This window comes from Megalodesulfovibrio paquesii, assembly GCF_054653055.1.
This window is the reverse complement of record NZ_BAAIGQ010000005.1, coordinates 1,197,964-1,212,966: the sequence shown is the minus strand read 5'-3', so window position 1 is coordinate 1,212,966 and position 15,003 is coordinate 1,197,964. Positions and strand designations below refer to the sequence as shown.

Below are 15,003 nucleotides of genomic sequence, written 5' to 3'. Positions count from 1 at the left end.
ATTCCAAGGCGGAATGCACATGAACGGCCGCGCCGCCACGCTGCTCGAGCTGCCCAAGCTGCTTGAGCGGCTTTCCCATTTTGCCGCATCCGAGGCCGGCAAGGCCGCATGCCTGGCCATTGCCCCGCTCCCGGACGCCCAGGCCGTGGCCCGGGCCGCAGCCCTGCACGATGAGATGCGCGAATTCGCCCCCCAGGCGGCCCAATCCGGTGCCCGGCCCGCGGATTTCCCTCCTCTGGATGGCCTGTTCGCCTATCTGGACAGCGGCCGTGGCGGCGCAGAGGCCCTCGACCTGGACGCCCTGGCCTCCCTGCGCGATGTCTTGCAGCAGGCCCGTCAGCTGCTCAATGCCGTGGACGCCGGCGGGACCCGTTGCCCCTGGCCCCTCCTGGCCGAAGACGCCGCTGCCCTGGACTGGCCGGCCAAGACCTTTGCCGCCCTCACGCGCTGCCTGAACGCCGAGGGCCTGCTCAAGGACGAAGCCTCGCCCGAGCTCTTTTCCGTGCGCGTGGAGCTGCGCAAGCTGCACCAGCAATGCACCCTGCGGGCCAAGGAATTCATCCTCGAACACAAGCTTTCCCCCTGGCTGCAGGACGACTACATCACCATCTCGTCCGACCGGTATGTCCTGCCCCTCAAGACCAGCTTCAAGAACCGCCTGCCCGGCATCATTCATGACTACTCCCAGACCGGGGAGACCTGCTATTTCGAGCCCATGTTCCTGGTGGAGCGCAACAACGCCGTCCAGGAACTCAAGCGCGAGGAACGCGAGGCTGAGCGACAGGTGATGCGCTTTCTGACCGGGCTCGTGCGGGATGAGCTGGAGGCCTGCAAGGCGACCACGGCCTTTCTCATACAGATGGATGTCCGCCATGCCGTGCTGGAGCTGGCCTCCCGGCTGGAAGCCGCCACCATGGAGACCGGCCCGGGACTGCCCCTGGCCCTCAGACAGGTCCGCCATCCGCTGCTCGTCCTCGACGAGGCGGCCCCGGTCGCCAAGCCTGCGCCCGCACTGGGCAAGGGCGGCAAGGCCCGCGCCCCGCGTTCGTCCGTGGTGCCTCTGGACATTGTTCTGGAAAAGGAACAGCGTATTCTGGTCATCAGCGGGGGCAATGCCGGCGGCAAAACCGTCTGCCTCAAGACTCTGGGCCTGGCCGCGCTCATGGCCCGCTGCGGCCTGCCCGTGCCTGCGGCGGCCGGCTCGACCATGCCCTGGTTCGAGGAAATCTTCGTCTTTCTGGGCGATGAACAGAGCCTGGAGGATCACGTTTCCACCTTCACGGCCCAGATCACCCGGCTGCGGGACATCTGGGACGAAATCGATGCCGAGTCGCTGGTCCTGCTTGATGAATTCGGCGCCGGCACAGACCCGGCCCAGGGCAGCGCCCTGGCCCAGGGCGTGCTGGAGGAGCTGGTGGCCCGCGGCGCCTGGGGCGCGGCAGCCACGCACTTTCCGGCCCTCAAGGCCTTTGCCCTGGCGGCCGAGGGGGTGCGCGCGGCCTCGGTGCTCTTTGATCCCGAGACCAAAAAACCCTTGTACCGTCTTGGGTTGGATCAGGTTGGCGCCTCGCAGGCCCTGGACGTGGCCCGGGAGCACGGCCTGCCCGAGGCCATCCTCAAGCGCGCGGAACAGCACCTGCTCCTGGACGGCGAGGATGCCCAATCACTCATTGAACGCCTGAACGAGCTGGCCGTGGAACGCGCCCGGGAGCTGGACACCCTGCGTCGCGACCGCAAAGAACTGCGGGACAAGGAACGCCAGCAGCGCGAAAAGCTGGTCCGCGAACAGGAAGCCCTGTTCGCCGAGCTCAAAAAGCAGAGCCAGGCCATCATGCGCCAGTGGCAGGAAGGCAAGATCGCCCACAAGCAGGCCATGCGCGAGCTGGCCGAGACACGAAAGCAGATCGTACGCGCCGAGGCGGCTCCTGCCGCCGTCCGTACAACTGACGAGTCCCAGCAATCCCTGACTGCGGCGGATCTCGAAAAGGGCCAGCGGGTGCGCTACCTGCCCTGGAACAAGGTGGGGGTGGTCGAGGACGTGGATCCCAAGCGTGGCGCGGTCAAGCTGGAGATTTCCGGCGTCTCCCTCTGGGTGGCCCCGGCGGAATTGCGTCTGGCCGAGGGCGCACCCGCCACGGCATCGAAAGCGCCTGTTGTGGCAGGTGCAAAACCAGCGGCCACGGCTCCCGCGGCACGGCAGCCCGCTTCCGCCACGCCCAAAGCCGAGGCCATCGGCAGCCTGCGGCTGGACTTGCGCGGCCGCCGGGCCGAGGAGGCCCTGCGCGAGCTGGAAGAGGGTGTGGACCAAGCCATGCTGAGAAATTACAGCCAATTGGAGATTGTTCATGGCCGCGGCACCGGCGCGTTGCGTCGCGAGGTGCATGCCTGGCTGCGCCAGTCTCCGGCCGTGGCGGAGTTCGCCATGGCCAACGAGGATCAAGGTGGCGATGGCGTCACCATGGCGGTGCTCAAATAGCGTATGGGCTTTTCCAGCAGCAACGACACGGTGGCCAAGATCAAGGCCCGGCTGAACATTGTGGACGTGGTCCAGCGCTATGTTCCTCTCAAGCGCATGGGCCACCGCTGGGTCGCGCCGTGCCCGTTCCACCATGAAACCAAACCCTCCTTTTCCGTGAATGAGGAGGAAGGCTTCTTTTACTGCTTCGGCTGCCAGGAAAAGGGCGACCTGATCACCTTTTACTCCAAAATCAATGGCCTGGAGTTTCGCGAAGCCCTGGCCCAGCTGGCCCGGGAGGCCGGTGTGGAGCTGGATGAGCAGCGCCGCGACCCCGTCGCCGAGCAGGCCGCCAAAAACGAGCGTGACCGCAAACGCCGCGTGGCCACCATGCACCGCATGGCTGCGGAACATTTTGTGGCCAATCTGCATGGCGAGCAGGGCGGCCCGTGCCGGGAGTATTTACAGGGCAGGGGACTTTCCGCCGAGACGGTGGCCGCCTTTGGGCTGGGCTACAGCCTGCCCGGCTGGCACGGGCTGCGCACGGCCCTGGCCGGGCTGGGCATTGGCGAGGCCGAGGGAGTGGAGGCCGGGCTGCTCAAGCGCAACGAGCAGGGCAGGGTGTATGATCATTTTCGCGGGCGGCTGATGTTTCCCATCCAGGATGCCGGCGGCAAGGTCGTGGCCTTTGGCGCCCGGCTCATCGACGGCTCGGATGGCCCCAAGTACATCAACTCCACGGACACGCCCATCTACAAAAAAGGCGAGCACCTCTTCGGTCTGGCCCAGGCCCGGCGGGTGATCCACCAGACCAAGAAGGCCATGCTCACCGAAGGCTACCTCGACGTCATCACCCTGCACCAGCACGGCTATGCCAATGCCGTGGGCGTGCTGGGCACGGCGCTCACCCCAGAGCAGGTGGCCCGGCTGGGCAGCTATGGCTCGCATGTGGAACTGCTCTTTGATGGCGATGCCCCCGGCCGCAAGGCGGCCCTGCGTTCGGCCCGCATGCTGCTGGAAAAGGGACTTGGCTGCAGTGTGACCCTTATGCCCCAGGGGGAAGATGCCGATAGTCTGCTCAAGGCCGGCGGCACAGCGGCCCTGGAGGCTGTGCGCCAGCAGGCGAAAAACGGGTTAGATTATTGTCTGGCCGCCGTGCGGGAGACAGAATCGCCCAAAGAAATTGTCGCGTGGGCCAAAGAGTTTCTGGAAGCACTGGACGACCCGGCTCAGCATGCCTATTACCTGCCCAGGATTCTCGAAGGCCTCGGGCTTGAGGAGCGGGCGTTCCGCAAGGCGCTGGGCGAGTTTTCCGTGGAGAAGGAACACGAGGCCGCTCCCCGGCGCAAGCCCTGGAGCAAAGACTGGAGCAAAGGCTGGAACAAAAAAGGCGAAAGGCGCGAGGCGTCCGTGTTTACGCCGCCAGAGGAAACGCCGGCTGTTTCCGCTTCCAAGGAAGTGGAGCTCCTGCGTTTTGTGCTGTGCTTTCCGGAGATGACGCCCGAGCTGCAGGAGGAAGGCGCAGACGCGATGCTGACCTCTCCCTGGGCTGCCGCATTGTGGGAAACGCTCTGCACCTGTGCGCAGGGCCCTGAAAACAGCCCTCCGCAGTCGGAGGCATTGTTGGACAAGTTGACGCCACAGCAACGGGCCTGGTTTGCAGAAGCCATGCTGCTGTACGACGGCTATTGCTCCAACAAGGAAACCATTTTAGAAGATCTGAAACGGCAAATCGCTTTGCACAAGAACAACGCATCCGTCGAGCAGCTCAAGTCGCAGTTGCAGGGCGATGTCTGTGAAGACTCCTTCGCCGCATTGCGCAAGATCCAGGAAATCAGAGAACGGGAGCTCTCCGGGAGGAATGATGGCTAACAATCTCAAGGATATCCAGCAGATCAAAACCCTCATCGCCAAGGGCAAGGTCAATGGCTTCCTCACTTTCGAGGAAGTCAGCAAGGCCCTGCCATCGGAGATCAACAATCCCGAGCAGATCGAAGAGATCATTGGCATTTTTGATCAGCTGGACATCGCGATCGTCGATTCCGAGAAAGACGGCAAGAAGATGGATCTTGCCCCCCAGGAGTCCGACGACGACGCCGGACAACTCTCCCTTACGGACGATGAGGACGGTGCGGATTATTCCTCCCGCTCCACGGACCCCGTGCGCATGTACCTGCGCGAGATGGGCGCCGTGCCGCTGCTGGACCGGGAAGGGGAAGTCCATATCGCCAAAAAGATTGAAAATGGCGAGCTGGAAGTGCTCTTTGCCCTGGTGGAAGTGCCGGTGGCCATCGAAGAGATCATCACCGTGGGCGAAGATCTGAAGCTCAACCGGATGAAGCTCAAGGACGTGGTCAAGACCATCGAGGAAGACGACCCCAGCGAAGACGAGATGAACCAGCGCACCCGCGTCATCATGCTGCTGGAGGAGATCAAGACCTGCTTCAAGAAAAAGCGGAAAATCTACTCCAAACTGGACGAGTGCGCCCGCACGGACCGCCGCGTGACTGCCGTGCAAAAGGAAATCGTCGGCTACAAGGAAGAAGTGGTCACCCGCCTGCGGGACATCAAGCTGGAAAAGACCCTCATCGACCGCATCATCGAGACTGTGGGCGACTATGTGCGGCAGATGCACAACTGCCAGCGCGACCTGTCGGCCTATATCCTTTCTGTTGGCAAGACCCAGGTGGAAATTCAGGAACTCTTCTCCAGACTGGACGCCCGGGACATCAATCCCGTGGCCGCGGCGGATGACCTGGGTATGACTGTGGAGGAGCTGTTCTCCTTCAAGGAAATGATCTCCGGCAAGATCGAAATCCTGCATCGCCTGCAGTCCAAGTGCTGCCACAACGTGCAGGATCTGGAAGAAGTGCTCTGGCGCATCCGCAAGGGCAGCCTCATCGCCCAGCGGGCCAAGCAGGAGCTGATCCGGGCCAACCTGCGGCTGGTGGTTTCCATTGCCAAGAAGTACACCAACCGCGGGCTGCAGTTCCTGGATCTGATCCAGGAAGGCAACATCGGCCTGATGAAGGCTGTGGACAAGTTCGAATACCAGCGTGGCTACAAGTTCTCCACATACGCCACGTGGTGGATTCGCCAGGCCATCACCCGGGCCATTGCCGATCAGGCCCGCACCATCCGCATTCCGGTGCACATGATCGAAACCATCAACAAGCTCATCCGCACCTCGCGCTACCTCGTCCAGGAGCTGGGCCGCGACCCCACCCCCGAGGAAATTGCCGAGCGGATGGACTATCCGCTGGAAAAGGTCAAGAAAGTCCTCAAAATCGCCAAGGAACCCATCTCCCTGGAAACTCCCATTGGCGACGAGGAAGACTCCAGCCTGGGCGATTTTATCGAGGACAAAAAGGCCGTGGCTCCGGCGGAAGAAGTGGTCAACACCAAGCTGGGCGAGCAGATCGCCAGCGTGCTGGCCGACCTCACCCCGCGCGAGGAGCAGGTGCTGCGCAAGCGTTTTGGCATTGGCGAAAAGAGCGACCACACCCTGGAAGAAGTGGGCAAGCTCTTCAATGTCACCCGTGAGCGTATCCGGCAGATCGAAGCCAAGGCCCTGCGTAAGCTCCGTCACCCCGTGCGCAGCCAGGTGCTCCGCTCCTATTACGAAAACTAGCGCTTCTGCTGGCGCCAGATGTATTGGTACAGAGGTGTAAGGCGGCTTCGGCCGCCTTCACTCTTTGCTGGTCTTTCTGTTGTTGATGGTGTAAAATATATACTATCGATGCAACGCAGATGCGTGCTGCTTTGTTAAGATTCCCGGGAGAATCCCCCTAGCGTATACTGGTGCACTACCATGGCCACTGAAGCATTCCACCGCACACACTGTGACTTTTCCTGCACAGACCGCTTATGCCTGACGCTGGACAAGGCTGGTGTTCCCACCGATCCAAAATGGCGCACCCTCATTTTGTACATGCGCAGCCTGGGGGAGTATCACACCCTGACGGACTCGCAAAAGAACGCCATCCAGAATCTGGTGGTCAGTGCCCTCAAACGCAGGAACTTTTCTGACGCCGAGTTCCAGCGCATCATCAAATGCAAGCAGGAAATCCTCGGGGAACCGTGCAACTCCCGCCTCAAATCCGCCCTGGCCGAAACCGTGGCCCTGGTGGAGGAGTTTGGCAGTCTGCTGGGAAAACGCAGCAACGACGTGGCCATGCTGGGGCGGGATACCGTGGCCGCCCTGGAAAGCGGCGAGGATCCCCTGGAAATGGTCGCCCGCATCAGGCATTCCTTCAAAACCGTGGTGCATGCCATGGAAGAAGATGCCAGCCAGCTGCGCACCATGAGCTATACCGATGCCCTGACCGGCATCGGCAACCGCCGGGCCTTCGACGAACAGCTCGACCTGATGATCCGGCGCTGGATGGAGCAGGGCGAGCCTGGGTGCCTGCTTTTCCTGGATATCGACCACTTCAAGCAGTTCAATGACGCCCACGGCCATCGCATCGGCGACCAGGCCCTGACCATGGTGGGCCGCATCCTGCAAAGCTACGTGGACCAGGCCGGGCACATGCTGGACGGCCCCTGCCATGCCTTCCGCTATGGAGGCGAGGAATTCGCCGTGCTCTTTCAGAACACGGCACTGCCTGCCGCCCTGGCTCACGCAGACACCCTGCGCACCGCCGTGCGCAAATGCGCCTTTGTCATTCGCGACCCCCAAGGCCAAGTGCTGGAACGCAACATGCGCATCACGGTAAGCGGCGGCGTGGCCACACTGCTGCCGGACTGGCAGGATGCCATTGCGGCGCACCTCGTGGACGCTGCCGATCGCGCCCTGTACCGTGCCAAACACGATGGCAGGGATAAAATCCTCCCGCATGAGGCATCCTCTCCCTCCATGCACACGAGCCATGGCGCCTCCAGTGGTTTCTAAGGGTTCCCCCCTCCCTTGTGGTTGACGCTCCTCTGGAGTTCCCTTACGGGTGAGGCGTTGCCTGCCCTCATGGTATTATCCCCAGGAGACGCCCACACGCATGGGAGAGTTACAGCGCCTTGGCTATTCGTCCAGCAATCAGCAAGATTCCCGTTCCACTGCAGTGCATGACGGCAGTGCGGACAATGAAGCGCCGGCCGGCCAGACTACCAGCGGCACTGCACAACCGGAATTGACGCAACGGCTGCCCCCAGAGGCCGCAGAATATCTGGCCAGACTCAGCCACGAACTGCGCACCCCCCTGCATGGCATTCTGGGCATGACCGATGCGGCCATTCGCGCGCTGCACGATCCGCGCCCTGTCGCCTCTCCGCTGGCTCCTCTCTCAACTGCAGGCCAGGCCGAGGTGGCGCCCCTGCTGCATATGGTCCGGCAGTCCGCCATCTCCATGCTGAATGTTCTGAATGACTTGCTGGACATTTCCAAGGTGGAGTCCGGCTCTCTGGTGCTGGAAGAACACCCCTTCGATGTGACTGCCCTGGTCCGCGAAACCATGGCGCCCCTGGTCAAGGAAGCCCGCGACAAGGGCCTCTCCTTCACCATGGACCTTGACCCCGACCTGCCCCCCGAGCTGCATGGCGACTCCGCCCGCCTGCGTCAGGTCTTTTGCAACATCATCAACAATGCCATCAAGTTCACCAGGATGGGCAGCATCAATGTCCGCATCCGGGGCGTGCGCCGCAATCGCTGGGCCTGTTCTTCGGAGCGTCGTGGCCGGGCGCAGCTGGTGTGCACGGTGACGGATACCGGAGTAGGCATTCCGGAAGCGCAGTTGCCGCGGCTGTTCGAGAGCTTTTATCAGGTGGATGGCTCCCTGAGCCGCTGCTTCGAAGGCGCCGGGCTGGGGCTGGCCATTTCCAGGCATCTGGTGAAAATGATGGGTGGGGATATCTGGGTCCGCAGCGCCCCGGGGCAAGGCAGCGCGTTCACCTTTTCCGTCTGGCTCAACCTGCCACCAGCCGACTGCGTGCAGGAGCCGGCCCCCACGCAGGACGCCCCCGCGGCTCCGCCGCTTCGCCTGCCCCCCCTGCGGATACTTCTGGCCGAAGATAACCTGGTCAATCAGGCCTTTGCCCAGCTCATCCTCCGGCGCGAAGGCCACACGGTGACCACCGCCTCCAACGGCCGCGAGGCCATGGCCCTGCTTTCCAGCGAGGCCTTCGACCTCGTGCTCATGGACGTTCGCATGCCCGAACTGGACGGCGTGGAGACCACCCGCCGCATCCGTTCCCGCGACAACGGTATCCTGGACCCTGACGTGCCCATCATTGCCATGACCGCCCACAGCCAACGCGGCGACCGCGAACGATTCCTCGAAGCCGGCATGGACGACTACATCTCCAAGCCCATGGCCTGGGAAACCGTCATCGACATTATTGCTGCGGTGTTGCAGAAGCGCGGAAAAATATGATAAATATTTTCCGTGAGATACCAGTGGCGAACATAAAAACCGCGAGGATTTCCTGAAAAACCCCCGCGGCTATTGGAGCGGCTGACGTGCTGTGTGCGGGCAGGACGATCAGTCTCCACTGCTGCGGCGCTGGAATTCGTCCTTGTAGAGTTTGTAGGTCACCGAATCCATCAGGGCCTGCCAGCTGGCCTCGATGATGTCGTCGGACACACCCACGGTCACCCAGCGGGAATGCGCGTCTGCGGATTCGATGAGCACCCGGACCCCGCAGGCCGAGCCGGCATTGGGCTTGTCGCCCTCCACCCCCAAATCCCCGCCGGAAAGCACGCGGACCTTGAAGTCGATCAGCCGCATTTCGTCCAGACGCGGGTAGAAGGGCTTCAGGGCCTTGCGCAGGGCACGGTCCAGGGCGTTCACCGGGCCTTCGCCATCGGAGGCGGTGTGCTCGCGCACGCCTTCCACTTCCAGCATGACCATGGCCGTGCTCACGGGATTCTGGTCCGCACCGTCCTTGTGGTCCAGCACATGGAACTTGATGAGGGTGAAGAAGTCCCGCACTCCGCGCCGGGCCAGCTTCTTGAGCAGCAGCAACTCCACCGAGGCCTCGGCCGCGGCAAAGTCGTAGCCCAGGGCGGACTTGGCCTTGAGCTCGTTAAGCAGGCCCTTGACCACTGGCTCGTCCTTGTCCAGGTGGAAGCCATAGCGGCGGGCCAGATTGACGATATTGCTGCGGCCGGCCAGTTCCGTGAGCAGGATGCGCTGACGGTTGCCCACCTGTTCGGGGTCGATGTGCTCGTAGAGCCGGGACATGCGGTTCACGGCCGAGACGTGTACCCCGCCCTTGTGCGCAAAGGCAGACTTGCCCACAAAGGGCGTGCGGGTGAAGAGGGGCACATTGACCACCTCGGCCACATAGCTGGCCAGGTGGGTCAGCCGCTCCAGGCCACCGGGGACCAGACAGTCGAACCCGCCCTCATGCTTGAGAAGCAGGGACGGCACGATGGAGCAGAGGTTGGCGTTGCCGCAGCGCTCGCCATAGCCGTTGATGGTGCCCTGCACGTGGCTGGCGCCATGGCGCACGGCCTCCAGACTGTTGGCCACGGCCAGTTCGCAGTCATTGTGGCAATGGATGCCGAGGGTGGCCTCGGGCAGGGCCTGACGGACCCGGTCCACCAGCGCGCCGATTTCATGCGGCATGGTGCCGCCATTGGTGTCGCAGAGCACCAGCACGCGGGCGCCGGCCTCGCAGGCAGCCTTGAGGCAGGCAATGGCGTAGTCGGGATTGGCCTTGACGCCGTCAAAGAAGTGCTCGGCGTCAAAGAGCACTTCGGGCAGGTGCTGGCGCAGGTGGGCCACGGAGCCGGCAATGAGCTCCAGATTGCGTTCCAACGGGACGCGCAAGGCTTCGGAAACATGGAGATCCCAGGTTTTGCCGAAGATGGTCGCCGTGTGGACGCGGGCGTCGATCAGGGCCTGGAGCTGGGCATCCTTCTCCGGCGCGGTGGCCGGATGGTGCGTGGAGCCGAAGGCGGAAATTCGCGCGTGCCTGAGCTGATAGCGCTGGATTTCCTTGAAGAAGGCCTGGTCCACTTCATTGGAGGCCGGCCAGCCGCCTTCGATGTAATCCAGGCCGAGTTCATCCAGCTTGAGGGCAATTTTGAGTTTGTCCTCGGTATTCAGCTGGATGTCTTCGGCCTGGGTGCCGTCACGCAGGGTGGTATCATACAGTTCAATACGTCTCATGAACACACGGTCCCGTTTTTCTCCAGTCCAAAGGCGTCGTGCAGGGTACGCACGGCAAGTTCAGTGTATTTGTCATCGATGAGGCAGGTAATCTTGATCTCGGAGGTGGAAATCAGGTGAATGTTGATGTTCTCCGCCGCCAGGGACTTGAACATCTTGGAGGCCACGCCGGAGTGGTTGCGCATGCCCACACCGATGACGGAGACCTTGCTCACCTGGGTATTGAAGGTGACTTCGCGGGCCTGGAGGTCCTGGTTCAGCTCGGCGATGAGCTCCTGGGTGCGCTCCAGGTCGCCGCGGGAGATGGTGAAGGTCATGTCCGTGCGGCCGTCTTCGCTGGTGTTCTGGACAATCATGTCCACCAGCACGCCGGCCTCGGCCAGGGGGCCGAAGATGGCGGCAGCCACGCCGGGGCGGTCCTGCACGTCGCGCAGGGTGCAACGAGCCTGATTCCTGTCATAGGCGATGCCTGCAACGAGCACAGCTTCCATTTCCGGGACCTCCTTGGTCACCCAGGTGCCCGGCGCATCGGAGAAAGTGGAGCGCACATGCACCGGCACATTGTATTTTTTGGCGAATTCGACGGAACGGATCTGCAGCACCTTGGCACCCATGCTGGCCATTTCCAGCATTTCGTCATAGGCGATGCGGTTCATCTTGCGGGCTTTGTCGCAGATGTTGGGATCCGTGGTAAACACGCCTTCCACATCCGTATAGATCTCGCAGCCATCCGCATTCAGGGCGGCAGCCAGGGCAACAGCCGAGGTGTCCGAGCCGCCACGGCCCAGGGTGGTAATGCGGCCGTTGGGGTCCAGCCCCTGAAAACCGGCAGCCACGAGCACGTCATAGTCGTTGAACAGTGCGCGCAGGCGGGCGCAGTCAATGTTGGTGATGCGCGCGGAGCCATGGTCGGAATCCGTGTGCATGGTCATCTGAAAGCCGAGGAGCGAGCGGGCCTTGATGCCGGCGTCCTTGAGCAGCATGGCAAAGAGCGCCACGGAAACCTGCTCCCCGGTGGCGAGGAGCACGTCCTGCTCGCAGGCCGGGGGGCGGGAGGAGAATTGCCGGGCCAGATCCAGCAGGCGGTTCGTCTCCCCGGACATGGCCGAGAGCACCACCACCACCTTGTGACCCTGCGCCAGGGCGGCCTGGACCTTCTGCTGCACCTGACGCATGCGGTCCAACCCAGCCACGGAAGTGCCGCCAAATTTTTGCACGAGAATGGACATGGGGCGATCCTGAAAAAAGAGTCTAACGTCGGTTGTTGTCAGGCATCGGTCCGCCAGGGGGCAAGGGCAGATGCAAGGCCCGGGGGCAACTCGGCCGCAAGGCTCGTCAGCTGCATGCGGCGGCCCCGGGCGACCTCAAGCCAACGAATGAGCAGCGCCGGTTCCGGCCATGCGGCGCGCGGCAGCCGTTCGATCCATTCCACCACCGCCAGGGTTCCGGGCCCGGCCTCTTCCAGGAGATCCGGGATAACGGCCGCGGCCGCTTCCGGCTCCAGGCGGTAGCAGTCCACATGCGCCACGGGGGGACGGGTGGGGTAGCAGTTCATGAGGGTGAAGCTCGGGCTGGCCACTTGCGCCGCCTCGCCGCCGGGCAAGCCGGAAACGAGACCCCGTGTAAGCGTGGTTTTGCCCGCGCCGAGCTCGCCGGAGAGCAGCAGTGCCCAGGGGGGCGAAAGGGGCAAGCCGCCCTCGCTCCCTGCCAGCACCCGGCCCAGGGCTGCCCCGCAGGCAAGCATGGCCGCTTCGTCCTGGCAGAAGATCTGCACTGCTTGTTCAGATGTGCTCATACGCAGTGTTTGAGCGCCACTCCAGGGCGCGTGGCTGCTCAGTACACGAATTGTCAAAAAAGTCCAGCGTGCGGACGGGGATGGCGGAAAAAAACTCACGCTCCCGCGGGTTTTGCTCCAGTGGCGATCACCCGCAGCAGATCTTCCTTGCCAATCACCCCCACCAGCCGGCCACCCTCCAGCACAGGCAGGGTGTGGAAGCGGCGGTCCACCATCAGATTGGCCACTTCCTCAATGCCTGTTTCCGGCGAAACGCTGACCACGTCCTTGGTCATCAGCCCGCCCACGGTGGCGGCGGTCATCTTGGCCATTTCCTCCTCCATGTCTTCCATGGAGGGCAGGGGAATGAAGCTGTCCAGAATGGTGAAATACGAGGGCAGCTTGAGCGAGCCCTGCTGGCTGATGCAATCGCTCTGGGTGACGATGCCCTTGAGCAGGCCGGCTTCGTCTACCACGGGCAACCCATTGAAATGATTCTCCAGCATGATCCTGGCTGCGGTGGCCACATCCGTGGAGGGGGTCACGGTGACGGGATTTTTGGACATGATGTCCTTGGCGGTCAGCATGGCAAACACTCCTTCATAACCCGGGGAATGGCATCCGCTATTTCCCGGGCGAAATTGCCTCGGTAAGGGTAGCAGGTTTCCAGCAGCCGGCCGGCCTCGGCGTGCAGTTGTACGGCCAGGCAGGCTGCCTCCAGCGGGGGGTGCCCCAGCCCCAGCAGGCTGCCCAGGCAGCCGGCCAGCACGTCGCCGGATCCGCCCGTGGCCAGGCACGGGGCGGCCACTTCGCAGTAATACGCCGGTTCATCGCCGGAGACAACCACCGTCCCGGCATTCTTGGCCACCAGCACGCCGGGCAGCCGGGAACGCATGGCCCGCGCCGCGAGGAAACGATCTTCTGGCATCTCCAGGCCGCAGCCGTCCAAAAGCCGAGCCAACTCTCCGGGGTGCGGGGTCAGCACGTCCCCGGGGGTGTGCAGGTTGAGCCAGTCCGGGTTGCGGGCGATCCAGAAGAGGGCGTCGGCATCCCACACCGTGGGCGGACGGTCGGAAAGCTGATGCAGCCGGGCCACAAAGGCTTCTGTCTCGGTGTGCCGGCCCAGTCCCGGGCCGATGACCAGGGCATCGAACCGCGGCAAATGGTCCACAACCTCGTCCACGCACTCCCCATCCCAGCCGCCGCGGCATCCTTCGTTGATACCGGACAACAAATCCACACCCAAGCCCAGGCACATGGCTTCCGGCAGCTGGGACTTGAGTTCCTGGACCAGCCCCCGGGGGCAGGCGATGGTGACCAGCCCGGCCCCGGTGCGCAGGGCGCCCATGGCCGCCAGGGCCGGGGCGCCGCTCATGCCCGGGGCGCCGCCCACAATGCACACGTGCCCGGCCGTGCCCTTGTGCAGGGAAGGCGAGGGCGCGGCCAGGAGCCCCAGGGTCCGCCGGCCAAGGAGCCGCTGCCCGGCGGGGTAACGTTCCTTGACCTGCCGGGGAATGCCGATGTGCCGCACGTGCAGCCGGCCGGTGTACTCCCGGGCGGCGGGCATGACCAGGCCGGTCTTGACTGCGGCAAAGGTGGCCGTGGCGTGGGCGCGCACGGCGTCAGGGCGCGGGTGCCCGGCAAGGCCGTCCAGGCCGGAAGGGATGTCGATGGCAAACACGAAGGCCCGATGCCGCAGGGCATTGATGGCCTGGACAAGCAGCGGGAAGGGCGGGCGCATTTCTCCAGCCAGACCGGTGCCCAGCAGGCCATCCACCAGGATATCCGGCTCAAAGGCCGGGTCCAGGAGCACGTCCTCACGGGGCATGTCCAGGAACTGCATGGGTACGCCGGCCTGCAGGGCCAGCCGCATGTGAAAGCCAGTCTCCCCGGCATAGGCATGAGCCGGCTTGGTGTGGAACACGCGGACCAGGGCGCCGAGGTCGTGCAGGTGGCGGGCCATGCAGAAAGCATCGCCGCCGTTGTTGCCGTGGCCGGCCAGCAGCAGGATGTGTTTGCCCGCGGGGTCTCCGGTTTCGTCCAGGAGCACGTGAAGGGCCTCGCGGGAGGCGTTTTCCATGAGCAGCTCGCCGGGAAGGCCAAAGGCCATGGCCTCCCGGTCCCAGCGGGCCATCTCGGCCGGGGTGCACAGGGAGGTGGTGCGGGCGCGCAGGGCGGTCATCGTTCCAGCACTACCACGGCGCAGGCCGTGTCCCGTCCATGGGTCAGGGAGAGGTGCGCGCCGGTGGCGCCCAGGGCGTCAGCCAGTTCCTGGCCACGGTCCAGGAGGGCCAGCTCCGGCTTGCCCGAGGGCAGGGAGCGGACTTCCAGACACTGGAAGGTCAGCCCGTCCCGAAAGCCGGTGCCCAGGGCCTTGGCCGCAGCCTCCTTGGCCGCAAAGCGGGCGGCCACATAGGCCACGCGCACCGCCTCGCCGCCGGGCAAGCCGGAAACGAGACCCCGTGTAAGCGTGGTTTTGCCCGCGCCGAGCTCGCCGGAGAGCAGCAGTGCCCAGGGGGGCGAAAGGGGCAAGCCGCCCTCGCTCCCTGCCAGCACCCGGCCCAGGGCTGCCCCGCAGGCAAGCATGGCCGCTTCGTCCTGGCAGAAGATCTGCACTGCTTGTTCAGATGTGCTCATACGCAGTGTTTGAGCGCCACTCCAGGGCG

At 63.8% G+C, this 15,003-nt stretch carries 11 protein-coding genes; 5 read left to right on the top strand and 6 right to left on the bottom strand.

Features of this window, described 5'->3' with window-relative positions; all coding sequences use genetic code 11:
* Window positions 1-19: 19 nt before the first annotated feature.
* The 5 genes from ACYQ00_RS12040 (at window position 20) to ACYQ00_RS12020 (ending at window position 8,820) form a co-directional block, all read left to right on the top strand.
* Window positions 20-2,476, top strand: coding sequence for an endonuclease MutS2 (locus ACYQ00_RS12040; protein WP_460032348.1), 2,457 nt, complete (start codon window positions 20-22; stop codon window positions 2,474-2,476).
* Window positions 2,477-2,479: 3 nt separating this feature from the next.
* A complete protein-coding gene (gene dnaG, locus ACYQ00_RS12035) occupies window positions 2,480-4,327 on the top strand; it encodes a DNA primase (RefSeq protein ID WP_460032347.1) in 1,848 nt (615 codons plus the stop codon).
* A complete protein-coding gene (rpoD, locus tag ACYQ00_RS12030) occupies window positions 4,320-6,086 on the top strand; it encodes an RNA polymerase sigma factor RpoD (RefSeq protein WP_460032530.1) in 1,767 nt (588 codons plus the stop codon). Before dnaG ends, rpoD begins: the two co-directional genes overlap by 8 nt.
* A 180-nt stretch (window positions 6,087-6,266) precedes the next feature.
* Window positions 6,267-7,349: a GGDEF domain-containing protein gene (locus ACYQ00_RS12025; RefSeq protein WP_460032346.1), complete on the top strand. Its 1,083-nt coding sequence runs from the start codon at window positions 6,267-6,269 to the stop codon at window positions 7,347-7,349.
* Window positions 7,350-7,449: 100 nt separating this feature from the next.
* Window positions 7,450-8,820, top strand: coding sequence for an ATP-binding protein (locus ACYQ00_RS12020; RefSeq protein ID WP_460032345.1), 1,371 nt, complete (start codon window positions 7,450-7,452; stop codon window positions 8,818-8,820).
* 108 nt (window positions 8,821-8,928) lie between these two features.
* Here the strand turns inward: ACYQ00_RS12020 and cimA are convergent, their stop codons facing one another.
* The 6 genes from cimA to acpS form a co-directional block, all read right to left on the bottom strand.
* Window positions 8,929-10,563, bottom strand: a complete 1,635-nt coding sequence (gene cimA / locus ACYQ00_RS12015; RefSeq protein WP_460032344.1) for a citramalate synthase — start codon at window positions 10,561-10,563, stop codon at window positions 8,929-8,931.
* Window positions 10,560-11,792 (bottom strand): aspartate kinase, encoded by a 1,233-nt coding sequence (locus ACYQ00_RS12010; RefSeq protein ID WP_460032343.1) that lies wholly within the window; start codon window positions 11,790-11,792, stop codon window positions 10,560-10,562. The genes cimA and ACYQ00_RS12010 overlap by 4 nt, the downstream gene beginning before the upstream one ends.
* Window positions 11,793-11,830: 38 nt before the next feature.
* Window positions 11,831-12,358 carry a tRNA (adenosine(37)-N6)-threonylcarbamoyltransferase complex ATPase subunit type 1 TsaE gene (tsaE, locus tag ACYQ00_RS12005; protein WP_460032342.1) on the bottom strand — a complete coding sequence of 176 codons (528 nt, stop codon included), beginning with the start codon at window positions 12,356-12,358 and terminating at the stop codon, window positions 11,831-11,833.
* Window positions 12,359-12,453: 95 nt separating this feature from the next.
* Complete coding sequence (locus ACYQ00_RS12000; RefSeq protein WP_460032340.1) at window positions 12,454-12,924, bottom strand: CBS domain-containing protein; 471 nt, start codon at window positions 12,922-12,924, stop codon at window positions 12,454-12,456.
* Complete coding sequence (locus ACYQ00_RS11995) at window positions 12,918-14,519, bottom strand: NAD(P)H-hydrate dehydratase (protein WP_460032339.1); 1,602 nt, start codon at window positions 14,517-14,519, stop codon at window positions 12,918-12,920. The genes ACYQ00_RS12000 and ACYQ00_RS11995 overlap by 7 nt, the downstream gene beginning before the upstream one ends.
* Window positions 14,516-14,974: a holo-ACP synthase gene (gene acpS / locus ACYQ00_RS11990; protein WP_460032341.1), complete on the bottom strand. Its 459-nt coding sequence runs from the start codon at window positions 14,972-14,974 to the stop codon at window positions 14,516-14,518. Before acpS ends, ACYQ00_RS11995 begins: the two co-directional genes overlap by 4 nt.
* Window positions 14,975-15,003: the final 29 nt, after the last annotated feature.

What these genes read in the sequence shown, in the direction of transcription:
- dnaG (WP_460032347.1), top strand. Translation starts at nt 2,480, where the DNA reads ATGGGCTTTTCCAGCAGCAACGACACGGTGGCCAAGATCAAGGCCCGG.
- rpoD (WP_460032530.1), top strand. Translation starts at nt 4,320, where the DNA reads ATGGCTAACAATCTCAAGGATATCCAGCAGATCAAAACCCTCATCGCC.
- ACYQ00_RS12040 (WP_460032348.1), top strand. Translation starts at nt 20, where the DNA reads ATGAACGGCCGCGCCGCCACGCTGCTCGAGCTGCCCAAGCTGCTTGAG.
- ACYQ00_RS11995 (WP_460032339.1), bottom strand. Translation starts at nt 14,519, where the DNA reads ATGACCGCCCTGCGCGCCCGCACCACCTCCCTGTGCACCCCGGCCGAG.
- ACYQ00_RS12000 (WP_460032340.1), bottom strand. Translation starts at nt 12,924, where the DNA reads ATGCTGACCGCCAAGGACATCATGTCCAAAAATCCCGTCACCGTGACC.
- tsaE (WP_460032342.1), bottom strand. Translation starts at nt 12,358, where the DNA reads ATGAGCACATCTGAACAAGCAGTGCAGATCTTCTGCCAGGACGAAGCG.
- ACYQ00_RS12020 (WP_460032345.1), top strand. Translation starts at nt 7,450, where the DNA reads ATGGGAGAGTTACAGCGCCTTGGCTATTCGTCCAGCAATCAGCAAGAT.
- cimA (WP_460032344.1), bottom strand. Translation starts at nt 10,563, where the DNA reads ATGAGACGTATTGAACTGTATGATACCACCCTGCGTGACGGCACCCAG.
- ACYQ00_RS12010 (WP_460032343.1), bottom strand. Translation starts at nt 11,792, where the DNA reads ATGTCCATTCTCGTGCAAAAATTTGGCGGCACTTCCGTGGCTGGGTTG.
- acpS (WP_460032341.1), bottom strand. Translation starts at nt 14,974, where the DNA reads ATGAGCACATCTGAACAAGCAGTGCAGATCTTCTGCCAGGACGAAGCG.
- ACYQ00_RS12025 (WP_460032346.1), top strand. Translation starts at nt 6,267, where the DNA reads ATGGCCACTGAAGCATTCCACCGCACACACTGTGACTTTTCCTGCACA.